The following is a 23,507-nucleotide window of genomic DNA, read 5'->3' as shown; positions in this document are numbered from 1 at the left end:
AGGGCGGAGCGGTGATTGGTCGGGCTAGCAGGACTTGAACCTGCGACCTTCCGTCCCCCAGACGGACGCGCTACCAGGCTGCGCTATAGCCCGACACCGGGGGCCTTATGACCAAGTAACCGCCCCCACGCAAGCCGAAACCACACCCGATTTTCCGCCCGATCATCCGCCGTGTGCCAGCGCCTCGCGATGCGTGGCCAGCCGCTCGGCGAGCGAGCCGAGCGCGCCCCTGTGCGGGCCGAGCTGAGCGGCGGTGAGGCGGGCGAGACGTCCCAGCACATGCTCCTGCCGGCGGGGCAGGGGCGTGACGGGTGCGAGGGCCGGGGGCGGCTCCACGGGCTGCGGCTCCGGCTCCGCCTCCGGCGGGGCGGGGGGCGGCGGCTCAGGCGCGGGGTCGGGAAGGGGCTCGGGGGGAGGGGCCTCGGCGACGGGCGGCTCCTCCGGGAGAGGGTCCGCGCGGTGCTGGAACGCGGGCTCCTCCGGGGGCTCGTCTGCCGGCGGTTCCTCTTCGGCAACGGGGCCCGGCTCCGGGGGCAGCTCCGCCTCGATCTCCGGGACAAGCTCGGCGTCGTCGATCTCCGCCTCGGGGGCAGGAGCCTCCTCGGCCGTCTCGTCATGCACCAGCCTGAGGTCGGGGCGGGGCGCCTGCACGTCCACCATGTCGTCGTCGCCGGGGTGAGGCGGGGCGAGGGCGGCAACGTGGGCGACGCCGCGTTCGCGCAGCAGCTTCTGCACGCCCTTGATCGTCATGCCCTCGTTGTGGAGCAGCGCCTTGATGCCGCCAAGCAGGGCCATGTCGTCCGGCCGGTAGTAGCGGCGGCCGCCGGCGCGCTTGACCGGGCGGACCTGCGTGAACTTGGACTCCCAGAATCGCAGCACGTGGGCCGGCGTTTCCAGCCAGTCTGCCACCTCGCTGATGGTGCGGAAGGCGTCCTTCGACTTTGCCATGCCGCCCCCTGACGACCCTAGCCGCGATTGCCGTCGGCAACCCGGTCCTTCATCAGGTGCGACGCCCGGAAGGTGAGCACACGCCGCGGGTGAATCGGCACCTCTTCCCCCGTCTTGGGGTTGCGGCCGACGCGGGCCGCCTTGTCGCGCACCGAGAAGGTGCCGAAAGAGGAAATCTTGACGCTTTCGCCCTCAACGAGCGCGTCGGAGATGTGGCCGAGAACGGTCTCGACCATCTGCGCGCTCTCGTTGCGGGACAGGCCAACCTCGTTGTGGACGGCTTCGGCAAGATCCATCCGCGTCAGTGTCTTACCAGACATATCACTCCCCCGTTTTCACCGGAGAGTGAGTGCGGGATGAAAGAAAGTCAATACAATGGCTTGCGGCTCGCCCCTTGCAGGCGGGATTCGCCGCTACCAGCGCAGGACGACCGCGCCCCAGGCCAGCCCGCCGCCGATCGCCTCTGTCACGCAGACATCGCCCTCGGCGATCTGCCCGCGCTCGACGCCGACGGAAAGGGCGAGGGGTATGGAGGCAGCGGAGGTATTGCCGTGGTCCTGCACGGTCACCACCACCTTGTCCATGGACAGGCCCATCTTCTGCGCGGTGGCGCTGATGATGCGCAGGTTGGCCTGGTGGGGAACGATCCAGTCGACGTCGTCGGCGCCGAGCCCGGCCTTGCCGAGCGCGGCATGGGCCGTGGCGGCGAGCTTTTCCACCGCGTGGCGGAAGACCTCGCGCCCCTGCATCCGCAGGTGGCCGGTCGTGCCGGTGGAGACGCCGCCGTCGACGTAGAGGAGCTCGCGGTAGCTGCCGTCGGAATGCAGATCGGTCGCGAGGATGCCGCGGTCGGAGGGGGCGCCCTCACCCTCCTGCGCCTCAAGCACCAAGGCGCCGGCGCCATCGCCGAAGAGCACGCAGGTGGAGCGGTCCGTCCAGTCCATGAGTTTGGAGAAGGTCTCCGAGCCGATCACCAGGACCCGGCTGGCCTGGCCGGAGATGATCAGCGCGTTGGCCTGGGAGAGGGCATAGACGAAGCCGGCGCAGACGGCCTGCACGTCGAAGGCGAAGCCGCCCTTCATGCCGAGGTTCGCCTGAACCATCGAGGCGGCGGAGGGGAAGGTGAAATCGGCGGTGGATGTGGCGAGGATCAGCGCGTCGATGTCCGCCCCGGTCAGCCCGGCGGCGGAGAGCGCCTTTTCAGCCGCGGCGGTGGCCATCGAGGAGGTCGTCTCGCCCTCGGCGGCGAAATGGCGCCGCTCGATGCCGGAGCGGCTGCGAATCCATTCATCGGAGGTGTCGAGGGACTTCTCGAACTCGGCATTGGGCACCACCCGCTCGGGCAGGTAATGCCCGACGCCCCTCACCACTGCCCTGACGGTCATGTGTCTGCCTTGCTCGTTGCGGGCTCGTCCGGCGCCGCTTCTGCCTCCCCGGCATCCTGAGCCAGGGCCGCCGCACTTGCAACCCGCGCCGCCAGCCGGTCGGCGAAGCCGGAGCGGGCGAGCTTGGCGGCGAGGTGCAGCGCTGCCGCCATGGCGGTGGCATCGGCGGAGCCGTGGCTCTTCACCACCGTTCCGTTGAGGCCAAGGAACACGCCGCCATTGGCGCGGCGCGGGTCCATCCGCTGCCGGAGGCGGCGGATGGAGGTATAGGCGAGGAGCGAGGCGATGCGCGACAGCGGCGTCTTCATGAAGGCCTCGCGCATGAAGCCCCCGAGGAGCTGTGCGGTGCCTTCGCCCGTTTTCAGCGCGACGTTGCCGGTGAAGCCGTCGGTGACGATGACGTCGACGCGCTCGGAGGCCATCTCGGAACCCTCGACGAAGCCGACGAACTCGAACTCCGCCCGCGGGGCGGCGCGGGAGATCAGCTCGTGGGCGACCTTCAGCTCCGCCCGGCCCTTGTGCTCCTCGACGCCGACATTGAGCAGGCCGACGCGCGGGCGCTCGATGCCGAGGCCGTTGCGGGCATAGGAGGTGCCCATGAGCGCATAGGTGAGCAGGTCATCCTGATCGGCGCGGATATCGGCGCCGGCGTCGAGCAGGATGTTGTAGCCGGAGGGATTGCGCGACGGCCAGAGCCCGGCGATGGCGGGGCGGTTCACCCCCTCCACCTTGCGCAGGCGGAGCATGGCCAGCGCCATCAGCGCGCCAGTATTGCCGCAGGAAACGCAGACGGCGGCCTCACGCTCGCGCACCGAATCGAGGGCGGACCACATTGAGGTGCCCTTGCCGCGGCGCATCACCTGGCTCGGCTTGTCGTGCATGGAGACGACGCCGGAGGCATCGACGAGGGTCACTTGCCCCTCGAGCCTGCGACGGGCGAGGAGGGGCGTGAGCTCCGCCTTCGGCCCGTGCAGGAGCACGCGGACCTCAGGGTCTGCCTTGAGGAACTTGGCGAGCCCGGCCACCACCATGGAGGGGCCGGCGTCGGAGCCCATGGCATCCACCGAGAGGACAACAGAGCCCGGAGGCGCCGTCATGGAGCTCTCCGGGCTCTGGGTCGTCATGCGGATCTGTCCGGGGACGCGCGGCTCAGGCCGCGTCGTCGTCGAGATCGATCTCGGTGCCCGCGGCGACGACCTCACGGTCGGCATAGTGGCCACAGGACGGGCAGACGTGGTGGGGGCGTTTCAGCTCGCCGCAGTTCGGGCATTCGTTCGGGTTCGCACCGGAGAGGGCGTGGTGCGACCGGCGCATGTCGCGGCGCGACTTGGAAACTTTATTCTGTGGGACGGCCATGTCTCAACCTCTGATCGTGCGGGCCGTGGCCCGAGAAATTCCGTATTTGTTCGGTGCGGCGCCTCATAGCCGCCGAGTCGCGCCTTGTCGAGCCGCTTGTCCGAAAGAGCGCGCACAATAGCCGCGATGGCGAAAGACGCAAGGGGTAGCGGTCGCAGGGGAGACGCTTCGCCGCTCCCTTGCGGGCGCGTCTCAGCTCTCGCCGTCCATCCGGTCGCGAAGGGACTGAAGGGCGGCGAAGGGATTCTCCCGCTCCTCCTCGCCGGGGTCCTCTCCCTCGCCGGCATGCAGCTCCACCGGGGGGACGCTGTCGGCGCGGGGCCAGGGCGGCAGGGCGAGGGAGAGCGCCTCCTCCACCACCTCGGAGAGGTTCAACCGCTGGGGCAGGGGATCGATCGTCTCGTCCTGCGGCATCTCCACCTCGCCGGGGGGCGGGGGCGGCAGGTCGGCCATGTAGCGGCGGGCGACGGGCTCATCGATGCGGGTGGTCACCGGGGCCATCGTCGCCACGCATTCCTGCACGACGGTGGCGCCGAGCGTGCCGTCCAGCCGCCAGTCCTGCTGGCCGGTGGGGCTGAGCGTGCCGGTGAAGCGCAGCTTGCGGATGCCGAGGATGCCGAGCCCCTCGGCCAGCGCGGCGAGTTCCGCCGGCTCGGCCACCAGCTCGACGGGGCGGGGGGTGCGGCCGGCGGCGGGGCCGGTGAGCTGCTCGATTCTGCGGTTCAGGAAGGGCAGGGCGCGTCCTTTCCAGGCTCCAGTATCTGCGGCGGGCAAGGCGGCCTCGCGGCAAGGCGGCGGGACCGCTTCTTGAAGAGGGGCCGCCCGCTGTTGTAAGCCCCCTTCTTGGAAGCCCTAGGCCATCGCGCGCGGGGCGGCAAGCGGGCCGGATCGGCTCGCCCGGGGCCTGAGGCGAGGGAACAGCATGCGCTTGGCAGGGATGTGGAAGAGCGCTGTGGCGCTGGCGGCGGCGGGTCTTCTGTCCGCCTGCGTGGCGCAGTTCCGCGATCACGGCTACATCCCGAGCACGCAGGCGCGGGCCAGCCTGGCCGTCGGGCAGGACACGATGGAGACGATCGCCGAGCGCGTCGGCACGCCCACCACGGGCGGCGTGATCCGCGGGCAGAGCTATTACTACGTCGCCTCCCGCTTCCGCCATTACGGCCTGCTGGAGCCCGAGGAGGTGCAGCGGCAGGTGCTGGTGCTGGATTTCGATTCCGCCGGCATCCTGCGCAACATCGAGCTTCTGGCGCTGGAGGATGGCCGCGTCGTCGAGCTGGAGCGCCGGGTGACGGACGACAACCTCTCCGACGTCTCCTTCCTCGCCCAGCTGGTGGGCGGGATCGGCCGCTTCGAGGCCAGCGACTTCGTCGGATCGGAATAAATCCTGCACCGCAGTGCCGCCGGAGCCCTATCTTCGGCGGCGAGGCGGCGGGAGAATCACGAGATGTTGGTCAGGGGCCGGTACCGGGCGCGGCTGGCGGAGAGCGCCGCCGACCTCGACGCCTGCCGGCGCCTGCGCAGCCTGTGCTTTCGGGCGCAGGAGGATGACGCCGCCTTCGATGCCGCCTGCCGCCACCTGATGGTGGAGGATCTGCGCGGCGAGAGGCTCGTCGCCGGCTGCCGCCTGCTGCTTCTGCCGGACGGCCGGCAGATCGGGCGCAGCTACGCCGCCCGCTCCTACGACCTCTCCGCCCTCGCGGGCTTCGACCGGCCGATGGTGGAGGTCGGGCGCTTCTGCGTGCACCCCGAGGCCGGCCACCCCGACGTGCTGCGCATCGCCTGGGGCGCGGTGACGCGGATCGTCGAGGCGGAGGGGGCCGAGATGCTCTTCGGCTGCTCCTCCTTCCCCGGCACCGATTCGAGCGCCTATCTCGACGCCTTCGCCATGCTGGGGGAGCGCCACCTCGCCCCGCGCCGCTGGGGGCCGGGGGTGAAGGCGCCGCATGTCTTCCGCTTTGCCGAGACGCTGCGGCGGAGGGAGCCGGACCGCAGGCAGGGCCTGCGCCGGATGCCGCCGCTCCTGAAGAGCTACCTCGCCATGGGCGGGTGGGTGAGCGACCACGCGGTGGTGGATCACGAGATGGACACGCTGCACGTCTTCACCGGGGTGGAGATCGGGGCGATCCCGCCGGCAAGGGTGAAGGCGCTGCGGGCGGTGGCGGGATAAGGGGAGAGCCTAGGGGCGCTGCCCGCGCCATCGGGGCCTATGGCGCCGCCAATGGCGACCGCCGAAGGTATTTATGGCCAGATGAAACAGGGGCGGGCAGAGAGGGGGGCCTTGCGGGGGCGAGGGGGGCGGGCTAGCTGCCGGGCATGGCACGCGCACCCCTTCTGCAACTCACCGATGTCTCCCTCACCTTCGGCGGCGAGCCGATCTTCGACGGGCTCTCCGCCGTCGTGCAGGAGGGCGACCGGGTGGCTCTGGTCGGGCGCAACGGCTCCGGCAAGTCGACGCTGATGAAGCTCATGGCCGGGCGGATCGAGCCCGACCGCGGCGCCCGCTCGCTCGGCCCCGGCACCTCCGTCGCCTATCTCGAGCAGGACCCGCAGATGGAGGGCTTCGCGACGCTCGGCGATTTCGCCGCGAGCGACGTCGAGGAGGCGGAGCGCTACAAGGTGGAGCAGGTGGCTGAGGGGCTGGATTTCGACCTCGATCGCCCCGTCTCCGCCGCCTCGGGCGGCGAGCGGCGGCGGGCGGCGCTCGCCAAGCTGCTCGCGTCGGAGCCGGAGCTGATGCTGCTCGACGAGCCGACCAACCACCTGGACATCAACGCCATCCGCTGGCTGGAGGACGAGCTGAAGGCGACCAGGGCCGCCTTCGTCCTCATCTCGCACGACCGGGCCTTCCTGACGGCGCTGACCCGCGCGACGCTCTGGCTCGACCGCGGCGTGCTGCGCCGGCAGGAGGCGGGCTTCGGCGGCTTCGAGGCGTGGCGCGAGAAGGCCTGGGAGGAGGAGGACCTCGCCCGTCACAAGCTCGACCGGAAGATCAAGGAAGAGGCCCGCTGGGCCGTCGAGGGCATCTCCGCCCGGCGCAAGCGCAACATGGGCCGGGTGCGGGCGCTGGGGGATCTGCGGGCCGAGCGGGCCGGCATGATCCGCCGGCAGGGCACCGCGGCGATGGAGCTGAGCGAGGGGCGGACCTCCGGCAAGAAGGTCATCGAGGCGAAGGGGCTGGCGAAGGCCTATGGCGGGCGGCAGCTCTTCCAGGGGCTGGACCTGACGCTGCAGCGGGGCGACTGCCTCGCGGTGGTCGGGCCGAACGGGGCCGGCAAGACGACGCTGCTCAAGGTGCTCTTGGGAGAGGAGGCGCCCGACGAGGGGAGCATCCGCTACGGCACCAACCTAGAGATGGCGCATTTCGATCAGGCCCGGGCGGCGCTGAAGCCCGAGGAGACGCTCTGGGATGCGATGACGACCGGCGAGTCGCGCGTCTCCGGCCGCTCTGACCAGGTGATGGTGCGGGGGCAGCCGCGGCACGTGGTGAGCTATCTCAAGGACTTCCTCTTCGATGAGGCGCAGGCGCGTGCGCCGGTGGGCTCGCTCTCGGGCGGGGAGAAGGCGCGGCTGCTGCTGGCGCGGATCATGGCGCGCGAATCGAACGTGCTGGTGCTGGACGAGCCGACCAACGACCTCGACATCGAGACGCTGGACCTTTTGCAGGAGGTGCTGGGCGACTACCCGGGCACCGTGATCCTCGTCAGCCACGACCGGGATTTTATCGACCGGGTCGCGAGCATGACGCTGACGCTGGAGGGCGGCAAGGCGACGCTCTACGCCGGTGGCTGGAGCGACATCGCCGCCCAGGGCGGCGCGCCGATGGCCGGCGGGGCGGGCGATGCGAAGGCGGCGGGGCCGACGGGGAACAAGGGCGCGAAGGCGGCTGCGGCTGCGGCGGCACCGGCGGAGAAGAAGAATGGCCTCTCCTTCACCGAGAAGCACCGGCTGGAGGCCCTGCCGGCGGAGATCGACCGGCTGACGGCGGAGATCGCCAAGCTGGAGGCGCTGATGGCCGATCCGGAGCTCTTCAGCCGCGAGCCGGTGAAGTTCCGCAAGGCGACCGAAGCGCTCACCGCCCGGCAGGAGGCGCTGGCCTCCGCCGAGGAGGAATGGCTGGAGCTGGCGGAGAAGGCGGAAGGGTAGGGCCTTGCGTGGAGGAAGGTGGGTTGAAAACCCACCCTATGGTGCGTGCGATCCGTGGGGTGGGTTTGTAACCCACCTTCGTGCACCAGTGCCGCTGCTCCCCGCCCGGTACGCGCCAAGGGCGCAGGGCAAGCGCCTGCCCGTCCCGGCGGGCTGGCGCTTTGGCTGAGCTTGGTGGCGAGCGGCGTGCGGGGAGGGGCTTGGCTGGCATAAAGCGCTTCAGCGGAGATGGAGCAGGCGCCAACCTCACGGGCAGGCTCGCCCTGCGCCTGCGGGCCGGTCGCCCTCGGGGCCTCTGGCCGGCGATGCGCCAGGGTTTTTGAGGATGAAGCAGAAGTCGACGGTATAGGCCGGGCTTCAGCTCAGCACGGACGTCACAGGCCCTCTGCAGGATTCGTTTCCGCCGTGGCGCCCAAAGAGCCGGGCTGAGGCCCGGCCTACGGGCCCTCCCGCCAGAAACGAAACGGGGCGCCCGTGGCGCCCCGCGTCTCCCTCAGAACGGGATCTCGTCGTCCATGTCGTTGCCGTAGCCGCCGGAGTTCTGGGCGCTGCCGCCGCCGCCACCGCTGCTGCCACCGTAGTTGCCGCCGGAGCCGCCACGGTCGTCATAGCTGGGGCCGCCACCGCCGCCGCCTTCGCCGCGGCCGTCGAGCATCGTCAGCTCGCTGCGGAAGGGGCGCAGGACGACCTCGGTCGAGTAGCGGTCCTGGCCGGACTGGTCCTGCCATTTGCGCGTCTCGAGCTGGCCCTCGATGTACACCTTCGAGCCCTTCTTGAGGTACTGCTCCGCCACCCGCGCCAGCGGTTCGGAGAAGATGGCGACGGAGTGCCACTCCGTCCGCTCGCGGCGCTCGCCGGTGTTGCGGTCCTTCCAGGTCTCCGAGGTGGCGATGCGCAGGTTCACGACCTTGCCGCCGTTCTGGAAGGTCCGCGCCTCCGGGTCGCGGCCGAGATTGCCGATGAGGATCACCTTGTTCACGCTGCCGGCCATGTCTCTCCCCTTGTCGCTGTTACGGGTCGCGGTCTCGGGCACCTTACAGCAAAAAGGCGGGGCAGCGGAAAGGGCCAATTCGGGGGAGGGCCGCCCGAACGCCCTTCGGCGGGACGCCGCCGGCGCCGCGGGGCGGGGCGGAACGAGAAAGTTGAATCCAATTGGCGAAGGGCCCGGCGGCTGCTACAGACAGAGCCGTGATGACGATGACACGCCTTTTGGCGCCCGCCGCCCTTGCCCTGACGTTCCTTGCCGGGGGACCTGCGGGGGCGGAAACGCTCTCCACCATGTCGCGGGCCGATCTGCTGGCCAGCCAGCTCTCCGTCCTCGATGGCCGCGCGGCGGACCAGTACCGCGACTCGACGCGGCTGCAGCCGATCCGCCCGGAGATCGCCGAGGAGGCCGCCGCGCCCGCCTTCGTCGGCAGCTACAACGGCCCCTACCTCGCGCTCGCCCGCGCCGCCGCCCAGCGGCACGGCATCCCCTCCGACATGTTCCTGCGGCTCGTCCAGCAGGAGAGCGGGTGGAACGCCGGGGCGCTGTCGGTGAAGGGGGCCATGGGCCTCGCCCAGCTGATGCCCGACACCGCGCGCCTCCTCGGCGTCGACGCGGCGGACCCGGCGGAGAACCTCGAGGGCGGCGCCCGCTACCTGCGCCGGCAATACGAGCGCTTCGGCACATGGCGGCTGGCTCTGGCCGCCTACAATGCCGGGCCGGAGGCGGTGGCGCGCTACGGCGACATCCCGCCCTACGCGGAGACGCAGGGCTACGTGGTGGCGATCCTCGGCTCCTGAGCCGCGGACTGCTTCAGGGGCGCTCTCAAGACAGCCGCGCCTCGTAATCCTCCCGCACATGCTGGTTGATGTAGGTGTTGAGGCCGCTCCCGGCTTCGGCCAGTTCGATCATCGTCGCCAGCCGCTCCTCCCCCACCGAGTCCAGCGAGTAGCGGTAGGTGCCGCCGCTCCGGAAGGCGATGTCGATATGGTCCGGGCCCACGGCATAGGCCTCGATGCCGGAGGTCCCGGCACTGTCGGCATAGGTGCGCATGGGGGGCTGGTCTGTCATGTGCCCTCCGGCGGCGCGAGGCGAAACTGACCCTATGGCAACTTGCATCGGGTGCAGACATGACCCTAGGTCAGGTTCTATGATGCGCGTGGTAGGCCCGGAGGGACTCGAACCCCCAACCAAACCGTTATGAGCGGTCTGCTCTAACCATTGAGCTACGGGCCCCCGCCGCCCTTGCCTACGGAGCGGCGCGGGAGCGGTCAAGCGGCGCCACGGCGCCAGAAGGAGCATGATGAGTCCGACCCGCCTGTCGATGAGCGCCCCCGACGCCCTGCGCCTCGCCCGGGGCCGCCCGCAGAGCAGATGGCCCGCCCCGGCATCGGCAGAGGATCGTCTGGCGCCCGATTGCCGGCCCGTCTTCATCCCGAGCTTCCACATCGCGCCGGATGAGCCGGTCTTCGCCATCGGCTCCTGCTTCGCGCGGCATATCGAGGCGACGCTGGCCGAGGCGGGGCAGCCGGCTCCCATGCTCTCCTTCGCACTGCCGGCCGAGGAGCAGGCCCGCTTCGGCGCCGCCCGCCAGCCGGCGGGGCTGCTCAACAAGTACACTCCCGCCTCGATGCTGGAGGAGCTGACCATGGCGCTCGACGGCGGCGACAGCGGGCAGGAGTTCGTCGTGCCCCATGGCGAGGGCTGGATCGACCTGTCGCTGAACGCCAGCTACCCTGTCTCTCAGGCGCGGGCGATGGCGCGGCGGGCGGAGATCTCCGCCCTCTTCGCCCATGCCCTGCGCTCCTGCCGCGTCGCCATCGTCACGCTCGGCCTCATCGAGAGCTGGCTCGACGAGGAGACGGGCCGGGTGCTGACCATCGCGCCGCCGCCGCCGCTCGTCGCCGCCCATCCCGGCCGCTTCACCTTCTTCCGCCCCGCCCCGACGGAGGTGATCGCGCAGGTGGAGGCGGTCCTGCGCCTCATCCATGGCGCGCGGGGCCGAAGGGGCAGCGGACGGTGCTGACCGTCTCGCCCGTGCCTATGGTGCGCAGCTTCACCGGGCAGGACGTGCTGGAGGCGAACAGCTACTCCAAGTCGCTCCTGCGGGTGGCGGCGGAGATGGCGCGCGAGCGGCTGGCGTTCGTCGACTACTTCCCCAGCTACGAGTCGGTGACGCTGACCGACCGCTCCCGCGCCTACGGGCCGGATCGCATCCACCCCACGGCGGAGATCGTGGAACTCAACGTGGGCCGCATGCTGGCGGCCTATCGGCAGGGCCCCGCCGATTGCGCGGCGGCGCCGGATCGGGTAGGCGCGGCCCCAAAGAACTAGGGGGCGCCTGATGGACCGCAGCAACGGCCTGTCCTACCGCGACGCGGGTGTGGATATCGATGCCGGCAACGCGCTGGTGGAGCGGATCAAGCCCGCCGCCAAGGCCACCGACCGCCCAGGCGTGATGGCCGGGCTCGGCGGCTTCGGGGCGCTTTTCGATCTCAAGGCCGCCGGCTATGACGACCCGGTGCTGGTCGCGGCGACGGATGGCGTGGGCACCAAGCTCAAGATCGCCATCGAGACGGGGCTGGTGGACGGCATCGGCATCGATCTCGTCGCCATGTGCGTCAACGATCTCGTCTGTCAGGGCGCCGAGCCCCTGTTCTTCCTCGACTACTTCGCCACCGGCAAGCTGGAGGTGGAGCGCGCCGCCCGCATCGTCGAGGGCATCGCGGCGGGCTGCAAGGCCTCCGGCTGCGCGCTGATCGGCGGCGAGACGGCCGAGATGCCGGGCATGTACCAGGGCGGCGACTTCGACCTCGCCGGCTTCGCCGTCGGCGCGATGGAGCGGGGCAGGGGTCTGCCCGAGGGCGTGGCGGAGGGCGACGTGCTGCTCGGCCTCGCCTCTGATGGCGTCCATTCCAACGGCTACTCGCTGGTGCGCCGCATCGTCGAGCAGACGGGCCTCGGCTGGGACGCCCCGGCGCCCTTCGCCGATGCCCCGCTCGGCGAGGCGCTGCTGACGCCGACGCGCCTTTACGTGAAGCCGGCGCTGGCGGCCCTGAAGGCTGGCGGCGTCCATGCCTTCGCCCATATCACCGGCGGCGGGCTGACGGAGAACCTGCCCCGCGTCACCCCCGGCTTCGGCGCCGAGATCGACCTCGCCTCGTGGCGCCTGCCGCCTGTCTTCGCCTGGCTGATGGAGCAGGGCGGCGTGGCGGAGGCGGAGATGCTGCGCAGCTTCAACAGCGGCATCGGCATGGTCGTCGTCGTCGCCGAAGAGACCGCCGAGGCCGTCACCGCGACGCTCACCGAAGCCGGGGAGGCCGTCCACCGCCTCGGCCGCGTCACCGCCGGCGAGGGCGTGCGCTACGTCGGCTCGCTCGCCCCATGAGGCGGGTCGCCATCCTCATCTCCGGCTCGGGCTCCAACATGGTGGCGCTGGCCGACTCGATGACCGGCGACCACCCCGCCCGCCCCGTCATGGTGCTCTCCAATCGGCCGGAGGCGGGCGGGCTCGCCAAGGCCGAGGCGCGAGGCATCCGCACCGCCGTCATCGACCACCGCCCCTTCCTTGGTGACCGCGCCGCCTTCGAGGCGGCGCTGACCGAGCGGCTGGAGGCGGCGGAGCCCGATGTCATCTGCCTCGCCGGTTTCATGCGGGTGCTGACGCCGGCCTTCATCGATGCTTGGCGCGGGCGGATGCTCAACATCCACCCCTCGCTGCTGCCGAAGCACCGGGGCCTCGACACCCACGCCCGCGCCCTCGCCGCCGGCGATGCCGAGCATGGCTGCACGGTGCATGAGGTCACGGCGGAGCTCGACGGCGGACCCATCCTCGGCCAGGCGCGGCTGCCGATCCTCCCCGAGGACAGCGCGGGCAGCCTCGCCGCCCGCGTGCTGCCGCTGGAGCACCGGCTCTACCCGGCCGTTCTGCGCCGCTTTGTCAGCGGCCAGCGCAGCCCGCTTCTGCTGAGCGAGGAAGAGACGCACAGCCTCTAGGGGGCGAGGAGCGCGCCTTCCCAGCCGCGCAGGCCCGGGCGGGCCAGCGGCATGGGGCCCTCCTCCTCCAGCCCGGGGAAGATCGCCAGCAATTCCGCGCGGGCCGCATGCGGCATCGAGGCGAGGGCGCCGGGGCCGAGATACAGGCTCTCCGCCCCCAGCCCTTCCGCCTCAAGCACGGCGTGGCTGTCGAGCGCGAGATGCACGTAGGTGATCTCGTCGCAGGGGCAGATGCGGATCGTCCGGTCATTCACCAGATGCCGCGCCGCCACCAGCACCTCCGGCTGGCCGAAGAGCAGCTCGGCCCGCCAGCCCGTCACCAGCAGCCGGTGCTGCTGCGAGACGCGCAAGCTTCGGGTATTGCCCAGTGCGCCAGCGGCAATCTCCACCGGCGCCAGCGCGCCCCGGCCCGGCAGGCGGGCCTGCCCGGCCCAGCGCACGCTCTGCAGGCCGGCATCGCGGGTCATCACCCGGTCGCCCGCCGCGATCTCTTCCACCGGGCGAAGGCCGCCCTCCGCCGCGATCAGGGTGCCGGCGGCGAAGCAGGGCACGCTCGGCGGTTGCGAGGGCAGGCCGGAGAAGGGCAGTTGCTCGGCGCGCGGCGGCTCAAGGCCGGGCCTGTATTGCATCGAGCCGGACGAGACCCCGTTGAGGTCGATCACGTAGTTCTCGGGCGAGGTGAAGATCTGGTGCTCTTCCGAGGAGGCGCGGCCCTGAAACATGTCATGCTGCGGGTTGAGCCGGGTGACGATGGGCTCCGCCGGCGGGTCACTCTCCGGATAGGGGTAGATCGAGACGAACTGCCCGTTGCTGAAGTCATCCACGCCCTCGCCGACCTGGATGATCTCCAGCCGATACACATCCTCTGCGCCGCCGAGCGGCCGGGTGCCGTTCAGCGTGACCGCCATGTCGTCGCCGTTGCCGCCGGAGCTCAGGCTGTCATAGGTGCCGATCTGATTGCCGGTCAGGTAGAGCGTCTTGCTCGTCATGTCTGTCAATCCTCGCTCATCGGGCCGGCCGCCCTTTAGTGGCGAATGATTTCAGAAGCATTGTGGCCGCAGGAAGGGAAGTCTTGGCGTTTGTGAGGCAAGGCGTTGGCGCCCGGCGCTTTTCAATGCGCCGCAATTCGCCTAAGCCGTTGGGCAAGCAAAGGCAGGACCCGAATGCGCGTTATCACCACCACCGCGGATCTGGCGGAATTCTGCACCGCCGCCGCCGCCCACCCTTATGTCACCGTCGACACGGAGTTCCTGCGCGAGCGGACCTATTACTCCAAGCTCTGCCTTCTCCAGCTCGCCCATCCCGGCGAGGGGGACGAGGGCGCCGTGCTCGTCGACCCGCTGGTCGAGGGGCTGAGCCTCGAGCCGGTCTACGAGCTCTTCCGCGACGAGAGCGTGGTGAAGGTCTTCCACGCCGCCCGGCAGGATCTGGAGATCTTCTCCGTCGCCGCCGGCATCATCCCGACACCGCTCTTCGACACGCAGGTCGCCGCCATGGTCTGCGGCTTCGGCGAGCAGGTGGGCTACGAGACGCTGGTGCGCAAGATCGCAAAGGCGGAGATCGACAAATCCTCCCGCTTCACCGACTGGTCGCGCCGCCCGCTGACGGAGGCGCAGCAGCGCTACGCGCTGGCCGATGTCACGCACCTGCGCGTCGTCTACGAGAGCCTCGCCGAGCGGCTGGAGAAGACCGGCCGCAAGGCCTGGGTTGAGGAGGAGATGGCCGTTCTCACCGATCCCGCCACCTACCGGACGGAGCCTCACGAGGCCTGGGTGCGGGTGAAGACCCGCACCACCAGCCCCAAGTTCCTCGCCATCGTGCGGGAGCTGGCCGCCTTTCGCGAATCCTACGCGCAGGAGCGGGACGTGCCGCGCAGCCGCGTCTTCAAGGACGACGCGCTGGTGGAGCTCGCCTCCACCAAGCCGCGGAGCGAGAAGGATCTCTCCCGCTCGCGCCTGCTGCTGCGCGAGGCGCGGCGCGGCGAGATCGCCGACGGCATCCTCGCCGCCGTGACCCGCGGGGTGGAGTGCCCGGCCGAGGACCTGCCTCGCGTCGACAAGACCCGCGAGCAGCGGCAGGTGAACCCGGCGCTCGCCGATCTCCTCCGCGTGCTGCTCAAGGCCCGCGCCGAGGCGTCGGACGTCGCGCAGAAGCTCATCGCCAACTCGGCCGAGCTCGACGCGCTGGCGGCCGGAGACCGTGATCTGCCCTGCCTCACAGGCTGGCGCAGCGAGGTCTTCGGGGAGGAGGCGCTGAGCCTCTGCGCCGGCGAGGTGGCGCTGGCGGCCAAGGGGCGGCAGGTCGTCGTCGTGCGGCTCTAGCCCCGTCGCTGCCGAAAAACCGGGCCGCGCGGGCGGGCAGGGCCGGCCGCGGGCACAGAAATTCCGGCAGGGGCGTGGCCGGTGGCGATGCCGGGTGGCATCATCTCCCCCATGAGCGTGTTCAACAGGATATCCCGCGGCGCCATGTCAGAGCCCAACCTGCGCAATCTCACCTATGGCACGGCCATGACGCTGATGATCGGCTGGCTGCTCTGGGTCGGGCGGCCGGTGCTTCTGCCGATCATCGCCGCCCTCATCTCCGTCTACATCCTGCTTGCCGCGGCGCGGGCTATGTCCCGCCTGCCGGTGCTGCGCCGCCTGCCGCCCTGGGGGCATCACCTCCTGGTGCTCGCCGGGTTCACGCTGGCGGTGGCGCTGTTCTTCATCCTCATCATCAACAACCTCGCTCAGGTCGCCGGCGCCCTGCCGCGGTATGAGGCGAACCTCGAGGCGCTGGTGACGCAGACCGCCAGCCTCATGGGGATCGAGGACGAGCCGACGTGGGAGAACGTGCGCCGCGCCACCATCGACCGGATCGAGCTGAGCTCGCTCATCACGCCGGCGCTCTTGTCGCTGCGGGGGCTGGGGACGTTCCTCTTCCTCATGGTGCTCTATGCCGGCTTCTTCATGGCCGAGCGGACGGGGCTGGCGCAGAAGGTGGTGATGGCGCGCGGCAGCGCGGAGGAGGGGGCGAAGACGCTGACCCTGCTGGAGCGGATCAACGAGCGGATCGGCGGCTACCTTCTGGTGAAGACGACGCTGAACGTCATCCTCGGCCTTCTCTCCTTCGCGCTGCTCCTGCTCTTCGGGATCGAGTTCGCGCTCTTCTGGGCGGTGCTGATCGCCTTCCTCAACTACGTGCCCTATATCGGCTCGCTGGTGGGGGTGATCTTCCCGGTGGTGCTGAGCCTCGCGCAATACGGCAACCTCGGCGTCTCCATCGCGCTGGCGGTGACGCTGACGGCGGCGCAGCTGCTCGTCGGCTTCTGGTTGGAGCCCCGGATGATGGGCCGCGCCTTCAACCTCTCCCCCCTCGTGGTGCTTCTGGCGCTGGCGGTCTGGAGCACCCTCTGGGGCCTCCCCGGGGCCGTGCTGGCGGTTCCGATGACGGCCAGCCTGGTGCTGGTGCTGGCGGAGATCCGCCAGACCCGGCCGATCGCGGTACTGCTGTCGGGGAGTGGGCGGGTTTGAGGGTTACCCCCAATTGGCCATGCGCAATTGACCAAAGACCGGTTGCAAGCAATCATCTAGGTAATCAGCGCTTAGGATTCGTCGGATGCCAAGATTACCGCAACCATACGACGGTGAAAGGCTGCAAACCAAGGGTCGTCCTACTGAGTTTTCTTTTTGGCCTACGCGGCGTTTAAGGGCTCACGCGAAGATTCAGACTAAGCTCTTCGCACTTGAGCCATGGGGCATAATCGAAAAATCAGTCAATGATTGGACTCAAGGTTCTAAAAAGCTCGAAGCTCTGGCGTGCCTCAGGCAGGCGCACGATTTCTACAAAGTCGGAACAGAACCCGGCATTGAAGCTGCACGGCCACTTGCTCTGTATTACTGCTACATGAACCTCGCAAAGGTGCTTTGCTTAAGCTGGGGTGATGAAGATAGTTTCAATAACGCGCAGCATGGAATTTGGGAGCGTTCCCAAAGCTTATTCGAAGATGACTTCTTGACGGTCTTTCCCTCGCCGAACAGAGGGAAGCTTCAGAACTTCTCTGAAATCCTAGAAGTACTGACCGGATCCGGCGTGCAAACGCAAAAGGATCTGCGTATCGCAGAGATTCTGCCGCAGGTTCTGCCAGGCCATCGACTTTGGGCCCACGCAAGTGAAAAGCAGGAGCGTTTCATTTCCATCCAGGATATTCAGTTCTGGCGGAACCGAGGCGACCAAGAAATATGGCTCCGAATCTATGTGTTCGCGGATGATCTTTCACGCTTGAGCATAAGCCATAAACGATTTCTGTCCGACTCAGGTCTTGAGAATAACTTCCACGAGGTGGAGTCGGATGCTTCGATTGATGGTCGCAAGTTGCTTTGTTTTGAAGAGATTGAGGTAACTAAGTATCAAGCTAACCACCCTGCCGACTCGCTTGAGGAGTTAGCCCACAGCCTTCGAGAAAATCTTTGGGCGACGGTCGCAACTGTTCCACCCTATCGTAGATACTATGCGTATTTATGCCCGCAACCGGAGCGAGGTTCGCTACTTCCGCAACTACTCTCGGTTTACGCGCTAACCTACTATCTTGGGTCGGTTACACGATATAGGCCCCAAGACTACGATGATATTTTGGCAGGAAAGTACGGCTCGAGGTTCCAAGACTTTGTGACGGGGCAACCTGCCCAGTTCCTATATTTACTCTCGTCAGAGATTATTCGACAGGATATTGCTCAGCCAAGCATAATATAAAGTTCTTCGGGTAAATCGCTAAGACACAAAATCCTCCCTACTCCCCAACCCCCTCCAACGGCGTCACCTTCAACCGGCTGAGCCGGTTCTCCTCCTTCTCCACCACTTCGAAGCGGAAGCCGTGGAAGGAGAAGACCTGCCCCTCGGCGGGGATGATCTGGGCCTCGTGGATCACCAGTCCGGCCACCGTGTTGGCCTCTTCGTCCGGCAGCTGCCAGTCGTACATCCGGTTGAGGTCGCGGATGGTCATCGCGCCGTCCACCTCGTAGGAGCCGTCGGCCGAGACGGCGGCGGGCTTGTCCTCCGGCTCGTCGAACTCGTCGGCGATCTCGCCCACGATCTCCTCCAGGATGTCCTCCAGCGTGATCAGCCCCTGCAGGGCGCCGTACTCGTCCACCACCAGCGCGAAATGCGTGTGGCGGCGCAGGAACTGGCGCATCTGGTCGTCGAGCGTCGTGTATTCGGGGATGAAGTAGGGCTCCATCGCCACGTCCATGATGTCGAAGGCCGTCATCTCGGCAGAGGTGATCTGCCCGTCGCCCAGCATCCGGTGCATGGCGCGCAGCAGGTCCTTGGCATGGAGGACGCCGACGATGTTCTCCTGCTCGCCCCGCCAGAGCGGCAGGCGGGTGTGGCGGCTCTCCAGCACGACGGAGAGGATCTCGGAGACGGGCAGGTCGGCATCGATGGTCTCGATGCCCGAGCGGTGGCGCATGATCTCCTCCACCGTGCGGTCGGCGAGGTCGAGCGCGCCGAGGATGCGGTCGCGGTCCTCCTTCTCCACCACGCCCTCCGAATGGCCGAGGTGCAGCGCGCCGGCGATTTCTTCCCGCACGGCGAGGACGGCGGCGCCCGGGTCGGGGCGCACGCCGAAGAGCCGCAGGACACCGCGCACGATGGCGCGGATGATGCTGACGATGGGGGAGAAGATGAACACCAGCACGGCGATGGGCCGCGCGACGACCGAGGCCGTCTTCTCGGCATTGGTGATGGCGTAGGTCTTCGGCAGCACCTCGGCGAAGATCAGCACGAGCAGCGTCATGATCAGCGTGGCGACGCCGACACCGCCGCCGGCCATCACCCGGGTGAGCATGGCCGTGGCGAGCGACGTGGCGAGGATGTTCACCACGTTGTTGCCAAGGAGGATGGAGCCGATGAGCCGCTCGCTGTCCTCCGTCACCTTCAGCGCCTGGTCGGCGCCCTTGGAGCCCTTGTCGGCAAGGGCCCGCAGCTTGCCCCGGGAGGCGGCGGTCAGCGCGGTCTCGGAGCCGGAGAAGAAGCCCGAGCAGACGAGGAGGAGGAGGATCGCGGCCGAGGTGATCCAGAAGGCGGCATCGAGGGAAGCGGGCATGGCGTCCGATGTGTGAATGATGATTGGGAGTTATGGGGCCGTCGGGGCGGCGCTTCAAGCCTGAGCGCCGCGCCGGGCCATGGGATGGTGGGTGAGGACGAGCTCTTTCAGCTTCTCGTCGAGCACATGGGTGTAGATCTCGGTGCTGGAGAGGTCCGCATGGCCGAGGAGCAGCTGGATGGAGCGCAGGTCCGCCCCGCCGGCGAGGAGGTGCGTGGCGAAGGCATGGCGGAGCGCGTGGGGCGTCACCTTGTCCGGGCTGACGCCGGCCTCCACGGCGAGGTCCTTCAGGAGGGTGAAGAACCCCTGCCGGGTCAGGTGCCCCGCCTTGCCGCGCGAGGGGAAGAGCGCCTTCGCGGCGGGCTTTCCCTCGGCGCGGGCGCGATCCTCCTGCCGCTCCCGCTCCGCCGCCCAGGCGGCGAGGGCGGTGCGGGCGGGGCCGGCGAGCGGCACCATCCGCTCGCGCCCGCCCTTGCCGCGCACGAGCAGCATCGCCGGCTCGCCCCGCGCGGCGGTCAGGGGCAGGGAGACAAGCTCCGTCACCCGCAGGCCGGTGGCGTAGGCGAGCTCCAAGAGGCAGGCCCGGCGCAGGCCATCGCGGCCGGAGGAGGCGGCCTCGATCAGGCGCGTCATCTCCGCCTCGCTCAGCACGGTCGGCAGGCGCTTGGAGCGGCCGGGGCCCTTGAGCTTGATGGAGGGATTGTCCGCCCGCCAGCCTTCCTCGTAGGCGAAGCGGTAGAGCTGGCGGATGGCGGAGAGGCGGCGGGCGCGGGTCGTCTTCGCCAGCCCCGCGGCCTCGCAGGCGACGAGGTAGCCGGAGATGTCCGCCTCCTCCGCCCCGGCCAGCGTCAGGCCCCGGGCGGAGAGGTGGGCGGCGAAGTCGCCGAGATCCCGCCCGTAGGCGAGGGCGGTGTTCGTCGCGGCGCCCGCCTCCGCCTGCGCGGCCTCCAGATAGAGGGAGATCCAGCCGTCGGAGGTGGCGGGGGCGGTCACACCACCGCCTCGAGGATGAGATATTGCAGCGCCGTCTGGCGGGCGACATCCTCCAGCCCCACGGTGCGGAAGAAGGCCAGCGCCTCGGCCACGGCCTGCGGGTCCCCCGACAGGCCCTCGTTGAAGAGGGCGATGGCGCGCAGCAGGGCCTCGCCCAGCCGGTCCTCCGCGACGAGGCCGGTGAGCACCTCCGGCGGGGCGAGGCCCGTGAAGGCGCTGACGACGGCGCGCTGGCGCGGGCTGTCTCCGGCAATGGCGGAGGCGTCTCCCCGGGCGATGGCGGCGAGGAAGCGCTCCTCCTCCGTCTGCGGCTCGTAGGCCTGCGCCGCTTCTTCGTAGGCATCGGTGAGCAGGGCGAGGCGGAAGGCCGTCGCGGCGGCGGGCGGCGGCAGCTCCCTGCCGGCGAGGCGCGGGGCCACCAGCCGGGCGAGGGCCGGCTGCAGGTGCACGGCGCTCAGCAGCTCGGCGGCGAGGGGCAGGGCGTCTGCCAGCGCCGCGTCGTCGCCCCTGTCGAGCGCACGGTCGAGCACCTGCACGGCATCCACCCGCTCCCAGATCCCGCCCGAGGCGGCGGGCGTGCCGGAGAGGTAGATGCGCGCCAGCTCCTGCGGCGGGATGGCGCCGGCGCGGGCCAGCCGCTCGGCCGCCTCCACCTCCGTCCGCCAGGCGGAAAGGCCGCGCAGCTCGGCATGGGCGAAGGCGAGGGGCAAGGAGGCGGTGGGCATTCCCTCCCCGATAGCCTCGTAGAGGCGGAAGATGAGCGGGGAGAGCCGGTCCGGCGCCGCCAGAGGGGCGCTGTCCTCGGCGATGGCCGGGTCGAGGAAGCGGGTCAGCAGCTCCTCCTCGGCATCGCTGACGGCGCCGATGGCGCGGGCGGTCCCGAGCGTCAGGGCGGCGGCGTTCCAGTCCCCCTGCCGGGCGAGGCAGAAGACGCGGGCCGGCAGCGTCGGCGCGAGGGCCGGACGGGTCTGCATCTGGGCGCAGGCGACGTTTTCGGTGCCCATGAGCAGCGAGATGTCGAACCAGCGGCGGAAGGCAGCGGGATGCTCCACCCCGGCGGCGCCGATCAGCGCCTCCGCCTCCTCGAGGCGGGCAAGGTCGAGCAGCTTGTCGATGCGGGCGAGGAACATCGCATCCTCCGCCCCGGCACCGCGCGGCGGATCGGCCCGCGCGAGGAGGAGGAGCGTCAGCAGGTCGTCGATCGCGGGGAGGGACTGGCGCCGCTCCGCCGCGATGAGGGTGACGAGCAGCGACTCCTCGCTGCCGGCCCAGAGGCTCCGCGGCAGCCCCGTCTCCGCCGGGCCATAGAGGCCGACGGCGTCGAGCGAGGGGTCATCCAGCGGGGTGACGGTGATCTCAGGCGGCGCGCCGCTCTCCGCCACCGGCGGCTCGTTGACGGTCGGCGCGGTGGGCTGCACGGCGACGGAGCGCGACAGCCAGTCGATGGCGGAGAGCGGATCTCCGCCCCCGCCGCCGGCCTGCTGCTGCGCCGCCGTCGGGGCGGGCGGCAGGGCCAGCAGGAGGGCGAGGCCGAGGGCCGGCCCGAGGGAGGCGGCCGCCCGGGGGGTCATTGGCCGAGGTCCACCGGCATCGTCACCTCCTGCGCCGGCGGTTCGAAATCGCCGGGCATGAAGATGGGGCCGAGATAGGCGAAGGCGACAAGCCCTATCCCGGCCAGAATGATCAGGTAGATCAGGAACTTGATCAATCTCCACATGGGTGCCTCTGCCTCTGCCCTGCCTGTTGTTGTCGCATTCATATATGGTCTTTCGCGCAAGATCACGTCATTGAAGGCCCCGGCCCCGCGGATCGGCAGGGACGGGCCGGCCCGGCAGAGGCCGATCACCGGCCATGCACCGGCCGTGCACGGGGAATGCACAAGTTATGCTCGCGCCAGCCATGGCGCGGGGCGACCAGCGGAGGGGGGCAGGTGAGCGGCAATCAGGACCCGGCGGCACGGACGGGAGCGCTGCGCCTGAGGCGCTCTGTCGCGCTCGTCGGCATGATGGGCTCCGGCAAGACGGCCATCGGCCGCGCCCTCGCGCTGCGCCTCGGCGTGCCCTTTGTCGACAGCGACGCCGCCATCGAGGAGGCGGCGCAGGCCTCCATCCCCGAGATCTTCGCCCGCGACGGCGAATCCTTCTTCCGCGACCGCGAGGCGGCGGTGATCTTCCGCCTGCTCGCCGGACCGCCCGTCATCCTCTCCACCGGCGGCGGCGCCTACCTTGCCGAGCGCAACCGCGAGGCCATCAGCGAGGCCGGCGTAGCAATGTGGCTCGATGCCGACGTCGCGACGCTGTGGGAGCGGGTGCGCCACAAGTCCGGCCGCCCGCTGCTCGCCACGGCCAACCCGCGCCAGACGCTCGCCGAGCTCGAGGCGGCGCGCCGCCCGGTCTACGAGATGGCCGAGCTGCGCGTGCCCTCCGTCGCCCGCGCCTCCATCGAGGAGACGGCGACGCGGGCGCTGGCGGTGCTGCGCAGCCGCCCCGATATCCTGGAGACGCCGACATGACCCACCGAACCGTCCCCGTCCCGCTGCCGGGCCGGGATTACGAGATCCGCATCGGCGCCGGGCTCATCGCTGACGCCGCCACCCACCTCGCACCCCTGCTGCGCCGCCCCCGCGTCGCGGTCATCACCGAGGCCCGTGTTGCCGCGGCGCACCGCGCCGAGTTGGAGGCGGGGCTGGGAGACGTCGCCTCCGAGTGGCTGGTGCTGGAGCCGGGCGAGGCGACGAAGAGCTGGGACGGCCTGCGCCGCGCCACGGAATTCCTGCTGGAGGGGCGCTTCGAGCGGACGGATCTTGTCGTCGCCTTCGGCGGCGGCGTCATCGGCGACCTTGCCGGCTTCGCCGCCGCCACGGCCCGCCGGGGGATGCCGCTGGTGCAGATCCCGACCACGCTGCTCGCGCAGGTCGACAGCTCCGTCGGCGGCAAGACGGGCATCAATACGCCGCAGGGCAAGAACCTCGCCGGCGCCTTCCACCAGCCCTCGCTGGTGCTGGCCGACCTCGGCCTGCTGGCGACGCTGCCGGAGCGGGACTTCCTCGCCGGCTATGGCGAGGTCGTGAAATACGGCCTCCTCGGCGACGCCGCCTTCTTCGACTGGCTGGAGGCGAACTGGCAGGCCGTGAAGGCCCGCGAGGAGGCGGCGCTGATGCACGCCGTCCACCGCTCCTGCGAGATGAAGGCGGAGATCGTCGTGCGCGACGAGACGGAGCAGGGGGACCGCGCGCTCCTCAACCTCGGCCACACCTTCTGCCACGCGCTGGAGGCGGCGACGGGCTACTCGGATCGGCTGCTCCACGGCGAGGGCGTCGCCATCGGCTGCGCGCTGGCCTTCGAGCTCTCCGCGCGGCTCGGCCTCTGCCCGCAGGAGGACCCGAGCCGCCTCTCCGCGCATCTGGCCGCGATGGGCACCAAACGCAGCCTCGCCGACATCCCCGGCGATCTGCCGGATGCCGAGGCGCTGATGGGCCTGATGATGCAGGACAAGAAGGTGCAGGACGGGCGCCTGCGCTTCATCCTCGCGCGCGGCATCGGCGGGGCCTTCGTCACCTCCGATGTCCCCGGCGATGCGGTGCGGGACATGCTGGCCGAGGCGCTGGCGGCGCGCTGAC

The 23,507-nt window shown here is 69.9% G+C and carries 26 protein-coding genes and 2 tRNA genes; 13 read left to right on the top strand and 15 right to left on the bottom strand.

Annotation, left to right across the window (positions count from 1 at the left end; genetic code table 11):
- Positions 1-16: 16 nt before the first annotated feature.
- The 7 genes from GY170_RS11345 to GY170_RS11315 all read right to left on the bottom strand — a co-directional run bounded on the left by GY170_RS11345 (position 17) and on the right by GY170_RS11315 (position 4,463).
- Positions 17-93 (bottom strand) — tRNA-Pro (locus GY170_RS11345).
- A gap of 69 nt (positions 94-162) precedes the next feature.
- The gene (locus tag GY170_RS11340) at positions 163-948 is read right to left on the bottom strand and encodes a MerR family transcriptional regulator (RefSeq protein WP_163893598.1); all 786 of its coding nucleotides are present in this window, start codon (positions 946-948) and stop codon (positions 163-165) included.
- A 17-nt stretch (positions 949-965) separates the two neighbouring features.
- Complete coding sequence (gene ihfA / locus GY170_RS11335) at positions 966-1,268, bottom strand: integration host factor subunit alpha (RefSeq protein WP_163893596.1); 303 nt, start codon at positions 1,266-1,268, stop codon at positions 966-968.
- A gap of 93 nt (positions 1,269-1,361) precedes the next feature.
- Positions 1,362-2,333 carry a beta-ketoacyl-ACP synthase III gene (locus tag GY170_RS11330; protein WP_163893595.1) on the bottom strand — a complete coding sequence of 324 codons (972 nt, stop codon included), beginning with the start codon at positions 2,331-2,333 and terminating at the stop codon, positions 1,362-1,364.
- On the bottom strand, positions 2,330-3,457 hold the full coding sequence (gene plsX / locus GY170_RS11325) for a phosphate acyltransferase PlsX (RefSeq protein ID WP_163893593.1): 1,128 nt from the start codon (positions 3,455-3,457) through the stop codon (positions 2,330-2,332). The genes GY170_RS11330 and plsX overlap by 4 nt, the downstream gene beginning before the upstream one ends.
- A 25-nt stretch (positions 3,458-3,482) precedes the next feature.
- Positions 3,483-3,689, bottom strand: coding sequence for a 50S ribosomal protein L32 (rpmF, locus tag GY170_RS11320; RefSeq protein ID WP_163893591.1), 207 nt, complete (start codon positions 3,687-3,689; stop codon positions 3,483-3,485).
- A 192-nt stretch (positions 3,690-3,881) separates the two neighbouring features.
- Positions 3,882-4,463 carry a YceD family protein gene (locus GY170_RS11315; RefSeq protein ID WP_235924101.1) on the bottom strand — a complete coding sequence of 194 codons (582 nt, stop codon included), beginning with the start codon at positions 4,461-4,463 and terminating at the stop codon, positions 3,882-3,884.
- A gap of 148 nt (positions 4,464-4,611) precedes the next feature.
- On the opposite strand from GY170_RS11315, the gene bamE reads away from it, so the two are divergent.
- The 3 genes from bamE (at position 4,612) to GY170_RS11300 (ending at position 7,832) form a co-directional block, all read left to right on the top strand.
- Complete coding sequence (gene bamE, locus GY170_RS11310) at positions 4,612-5,070, top strand: outer membrane protein assembly factor BamE domain-containing protein (RefSeq protein WP_163893589.1); 459 nt, start codon at positions 4,612-4,614, stop codon at positions 5,068-5,070.
- Between the two features lie 63 nt (positions 5,071-5,133).
- A complete protein-coding gene (locus GY170_RS11305) occupies positions 5,134-5,856 on the top strand; it encodes a GNAT family N-acetyltransferase (RefSeq protein WP_163893587.1) in 723 nt (240 codons plus the stop codon).
- Between the two features lie 146 nt (positions 5,857-6,002).
- Positions 6,003-7,832: an ABC-F family ATP-binding cassette domain-containing protein gene (locus GY170_RS11300; RefSeq protein WP_163893585.1), complete on the top strand. Its 1,830-nt coding sequence runs from the start codon at positions 6,003-6,005 to the stop codon at positions 7,830-7,832.
- A gap of 493 nt (positions 7,833-8,325) precedes the next feature.
- Here GY170_RS11300 and ssb read toward each other — a convergent pair whose 3' ends face one another.
- Positions 8,326-8,823: a single-stranded DNA-binding protein gene (ssb, locus tag GY170_RS11295; protein ID WP_163893583.1), complete on the bottom strand. Its 498-nt coding sequence runs from the start codon at positions 8,821-8,823 to the stop codon at positions 8,326-8,328.
- A 206-nt stretch (positions 8,824-9,029) separates the two neighbouring features.
- Here ssb and GY170_RS11290 point away from each other — a divergent pair, with 206 nt between their 5' ends.
- Entirely contained in the window at positions 9,030-9,617 is a 588-nt protein-coding gene (locus tag GY170_RS11290) for a lytic transglycosylase domain-containing protein (protein ID WP_163893860.1), read from the top strand.
- A gap of 25 nt (positions 9,618-9,642) precedes the next feature.
- Here the strand turns inward: GY170_RS11290 and GY170_RS11285 are convergent, their stop codons facing one another.
- Complete coding sequence (locus tag GY170_RS11285; protein ID WP_163893581.1) at positions 9,643-9,888, bottom strand: hypothetical protein; 246 nt, start codon at positions 9,886-9,888, stop codon at positions 9,643-9,645.
- A gap of 89 nt (positions 9,889-9,977) precedes the next feature.
- Positions 9,978-10,053 (bottom strand) — tRNA-Ile (locus tag GY170_RS11280).
- Between the two features lie 67 nt (positions 10,054-10,120).
- Between GY170_RS11280 and GY170_RS11275 the strand changes: the two genes are divergently transcribed.
- Genes GY170_RS11275 through purN form a run of 4 tightly spaced genes read left to right on the top strand, consistent with a single transcriptional unit; the run spans position 10,121 to position 12,813 of the window.
- On the top strand, positions 10,121-10,843 hold the full coding sequence (locus tag GY170_RS11275) for a GSCFA domain-containing protein (protein WP_163893579.1): 723 nt from the start codon (positions 10,121-10,123) through the stop codon (positions 10,841-10,843).
- A complete protein-coding gene (locus GY170_RS18610; protein WP_203531257.1) occupies positions 10,837-11,151 on the top strand; it encodes a GSCFA domain-containing protein in 315 nt (104 codons plus the stop codon). Before GY170_RS11275 ends, GY170_RS18610 begins: the two co-directional genes overlap by 7 nt.
- Before the next feature lie 10 nt (positions 11,152-11,161).
- Positions 11,162-12,205: a phosphoribosylformylglycinamidine cyclo-ligase gene (purM, locus tag GY170_RS11265; protein WP_163893578.1), complete on the top strand. Its 1,044-nt coding sequence runs from the start codon at positions 11,162-11,164 to the stop codon at positions 12,203-12,205.
- Positions 12,202-12,813, top strand: coding sequence for a phosphoribosylglycinamide formyltransferase (purN, locus tag GY170_RS11260; RefSeq protein ID WP_163893576.1), 612 nt, complete (start codon positions 12,202-12,204; stop codon positions 12,811-12,813). Before purM ends, purN begins: the two co-directional genes overlap by 4 nt.
- Here purN and GY170_RS11255 read toward each other — a convergent pair.
- A complete protein-coding gene (locus GY170_RS11255) occupies positions 12,810-13,802 on the bottom strand; it encodes a Hint domain-containing protein (protein ID WP_163893574.1) in 993 nt (330 codons plus the stop codon). The genes purN and GY170_RS11255 overlap by 4 nt on opposite strands.
- A 174-nt stretch (positions 13,803-13,976) precedes the next feature.
- On the opposite strand from GY170_RS11255, the gene rnd reads away from it, so the two are divergent.
- The 3 genes from rnd (at position 13,977) to GY170_RS11240 (ending at position 17,544) form a co-directional block, all read left to right on the top strand.
- Complete coding sequence (gene rnd, locus GY170_RS11250; RefSeq protein WP_163893572.1) at positions 13,977-15,134, top strand: ribonuclease D; 1,158 nt, start codon at positions 13,977-13,979, stop codon at positions 15,132-15,134.
- A gap of 144 nt (positions 15,135-15,278) precedes the next feature.
- A complete protein-coding gene (locus GY170_RS11245) occupies positions 15,279-16,325 on the top strand; it encodes an AI-2E family transporter (protein ID WP_163893570.1) in 1,047 nt (348 codons plus the stop codon).
- Between the two features lie 85 nt (positions 16,326-16,410).
- Positions 16,411-17,544: a YaaC family protein gene (locus GY170_RS11240; protein WP_163893567.1), complete on the top strand. Its 1,134-nt coding sequence runs from the start codon at positions 16,411-16,413 to the stop codon at positions 17,542-17,544.
- 37 nt (positions 17,545-17,581) lie between these two features.
- On the opposite strand, the gene GY170_RS11235 is transcribed toward GY170_RS11240, so the two are convergent.
- The 4 genes from GY170_RS11235 to GY170_RS11220 are packed head-to-tail and all read right to left on the bottom strand — an operon-like array spanning position 17,582 to position 21,605.
- Entirely contained in the window at positions 17,582-18,895 is a 1,314-nt protein-coding gene (locus tag GY170_RS11235; protein ID WP_163893566.1) for an HlyC/CorC family transporter, read from the bottom strand.
- A 54-nt stretch (positions 18,896-18,949) separates the two neighbouring features.
- Positions 18,950-19,888, bottom strand: a complete 939-nt coding sequence (locus GY170_RS11230) for a tyrosine recombinase (RefSeq protein ID WP_163893564.1) — start codon at positions 19,886-19,888, stop codon at positions 18,950-18,952.
- The gene (locus GY170_RS11225; RefSeq protein WP_163893562.1) at positions 19,885-21,459 is read right to left on the bottom strand and encodes a hypothetical protein; all 1,575 of its coding nucleotides are present in this window, start codon (positions 21,457-21,459) and stop codon (positions 19,885-19,887) included. Before GY170_RS11225 ends, GY170_RS11230 begins: the two co-directional genes overlap by 4 nt.
- Entirely contained in the window at positions 21,456-21,605 is a 150-nt protein-coding gene (locus GY170_RS11220; protein WP_167803314.1) for a hypothetical protein, read from the bottom strand. Before GY170_RS11220 ends, GY170_RS11225 begins: the two co-directional genes overlap by 4 nt.
- 285 nt (positions 21,606-21,890) lie before the next feature.
- Between GY170_RS11220 and GY170_RS11215 the strand changes: the two genes are divergently transcribed.
- Positions 21,891-22,400: a shikimate kinase gene (locus GY170_RS11215; RefSeq protein ID WP_235924163.1), complete on the top strand. Its 510-nt coding sequence runs from the start codon at positions 21,891-21,893 to the stop codon at positions 22,398-22,400.
- A complete protein-coding gene (aroB, locus tag GY170_RS11210; protein ID WP_163893559.1) occupies positions 22,397-23,506 on the top strand; it encodes a 3-dehydroquinate synthase in 1,110 nt (369 codons plus the stop codon). Before GY170_RS11215 ends, aroB begins: the two co-directional genes overlap by 4 nt.
- The last annotated feature ends 1 nt before the right edge of the window (position 23,507 follow it).

It is taken from the genome of Pseudoroseicyclus tamaricis, from assembly GCF_012070395.1.
Taxonomy (GTDB): domain Bacteria; phylum Pseudomonadota; class Alphaproteobacteria; order Rhodobacterales; family Rhodobacteraceae; genus Pseudoroseicyclus_A; species Pseudoroseicyclus_A tamaricis.
This window is presented reverse-complemented; position numbering and strand designations above follow the sequence as displayed.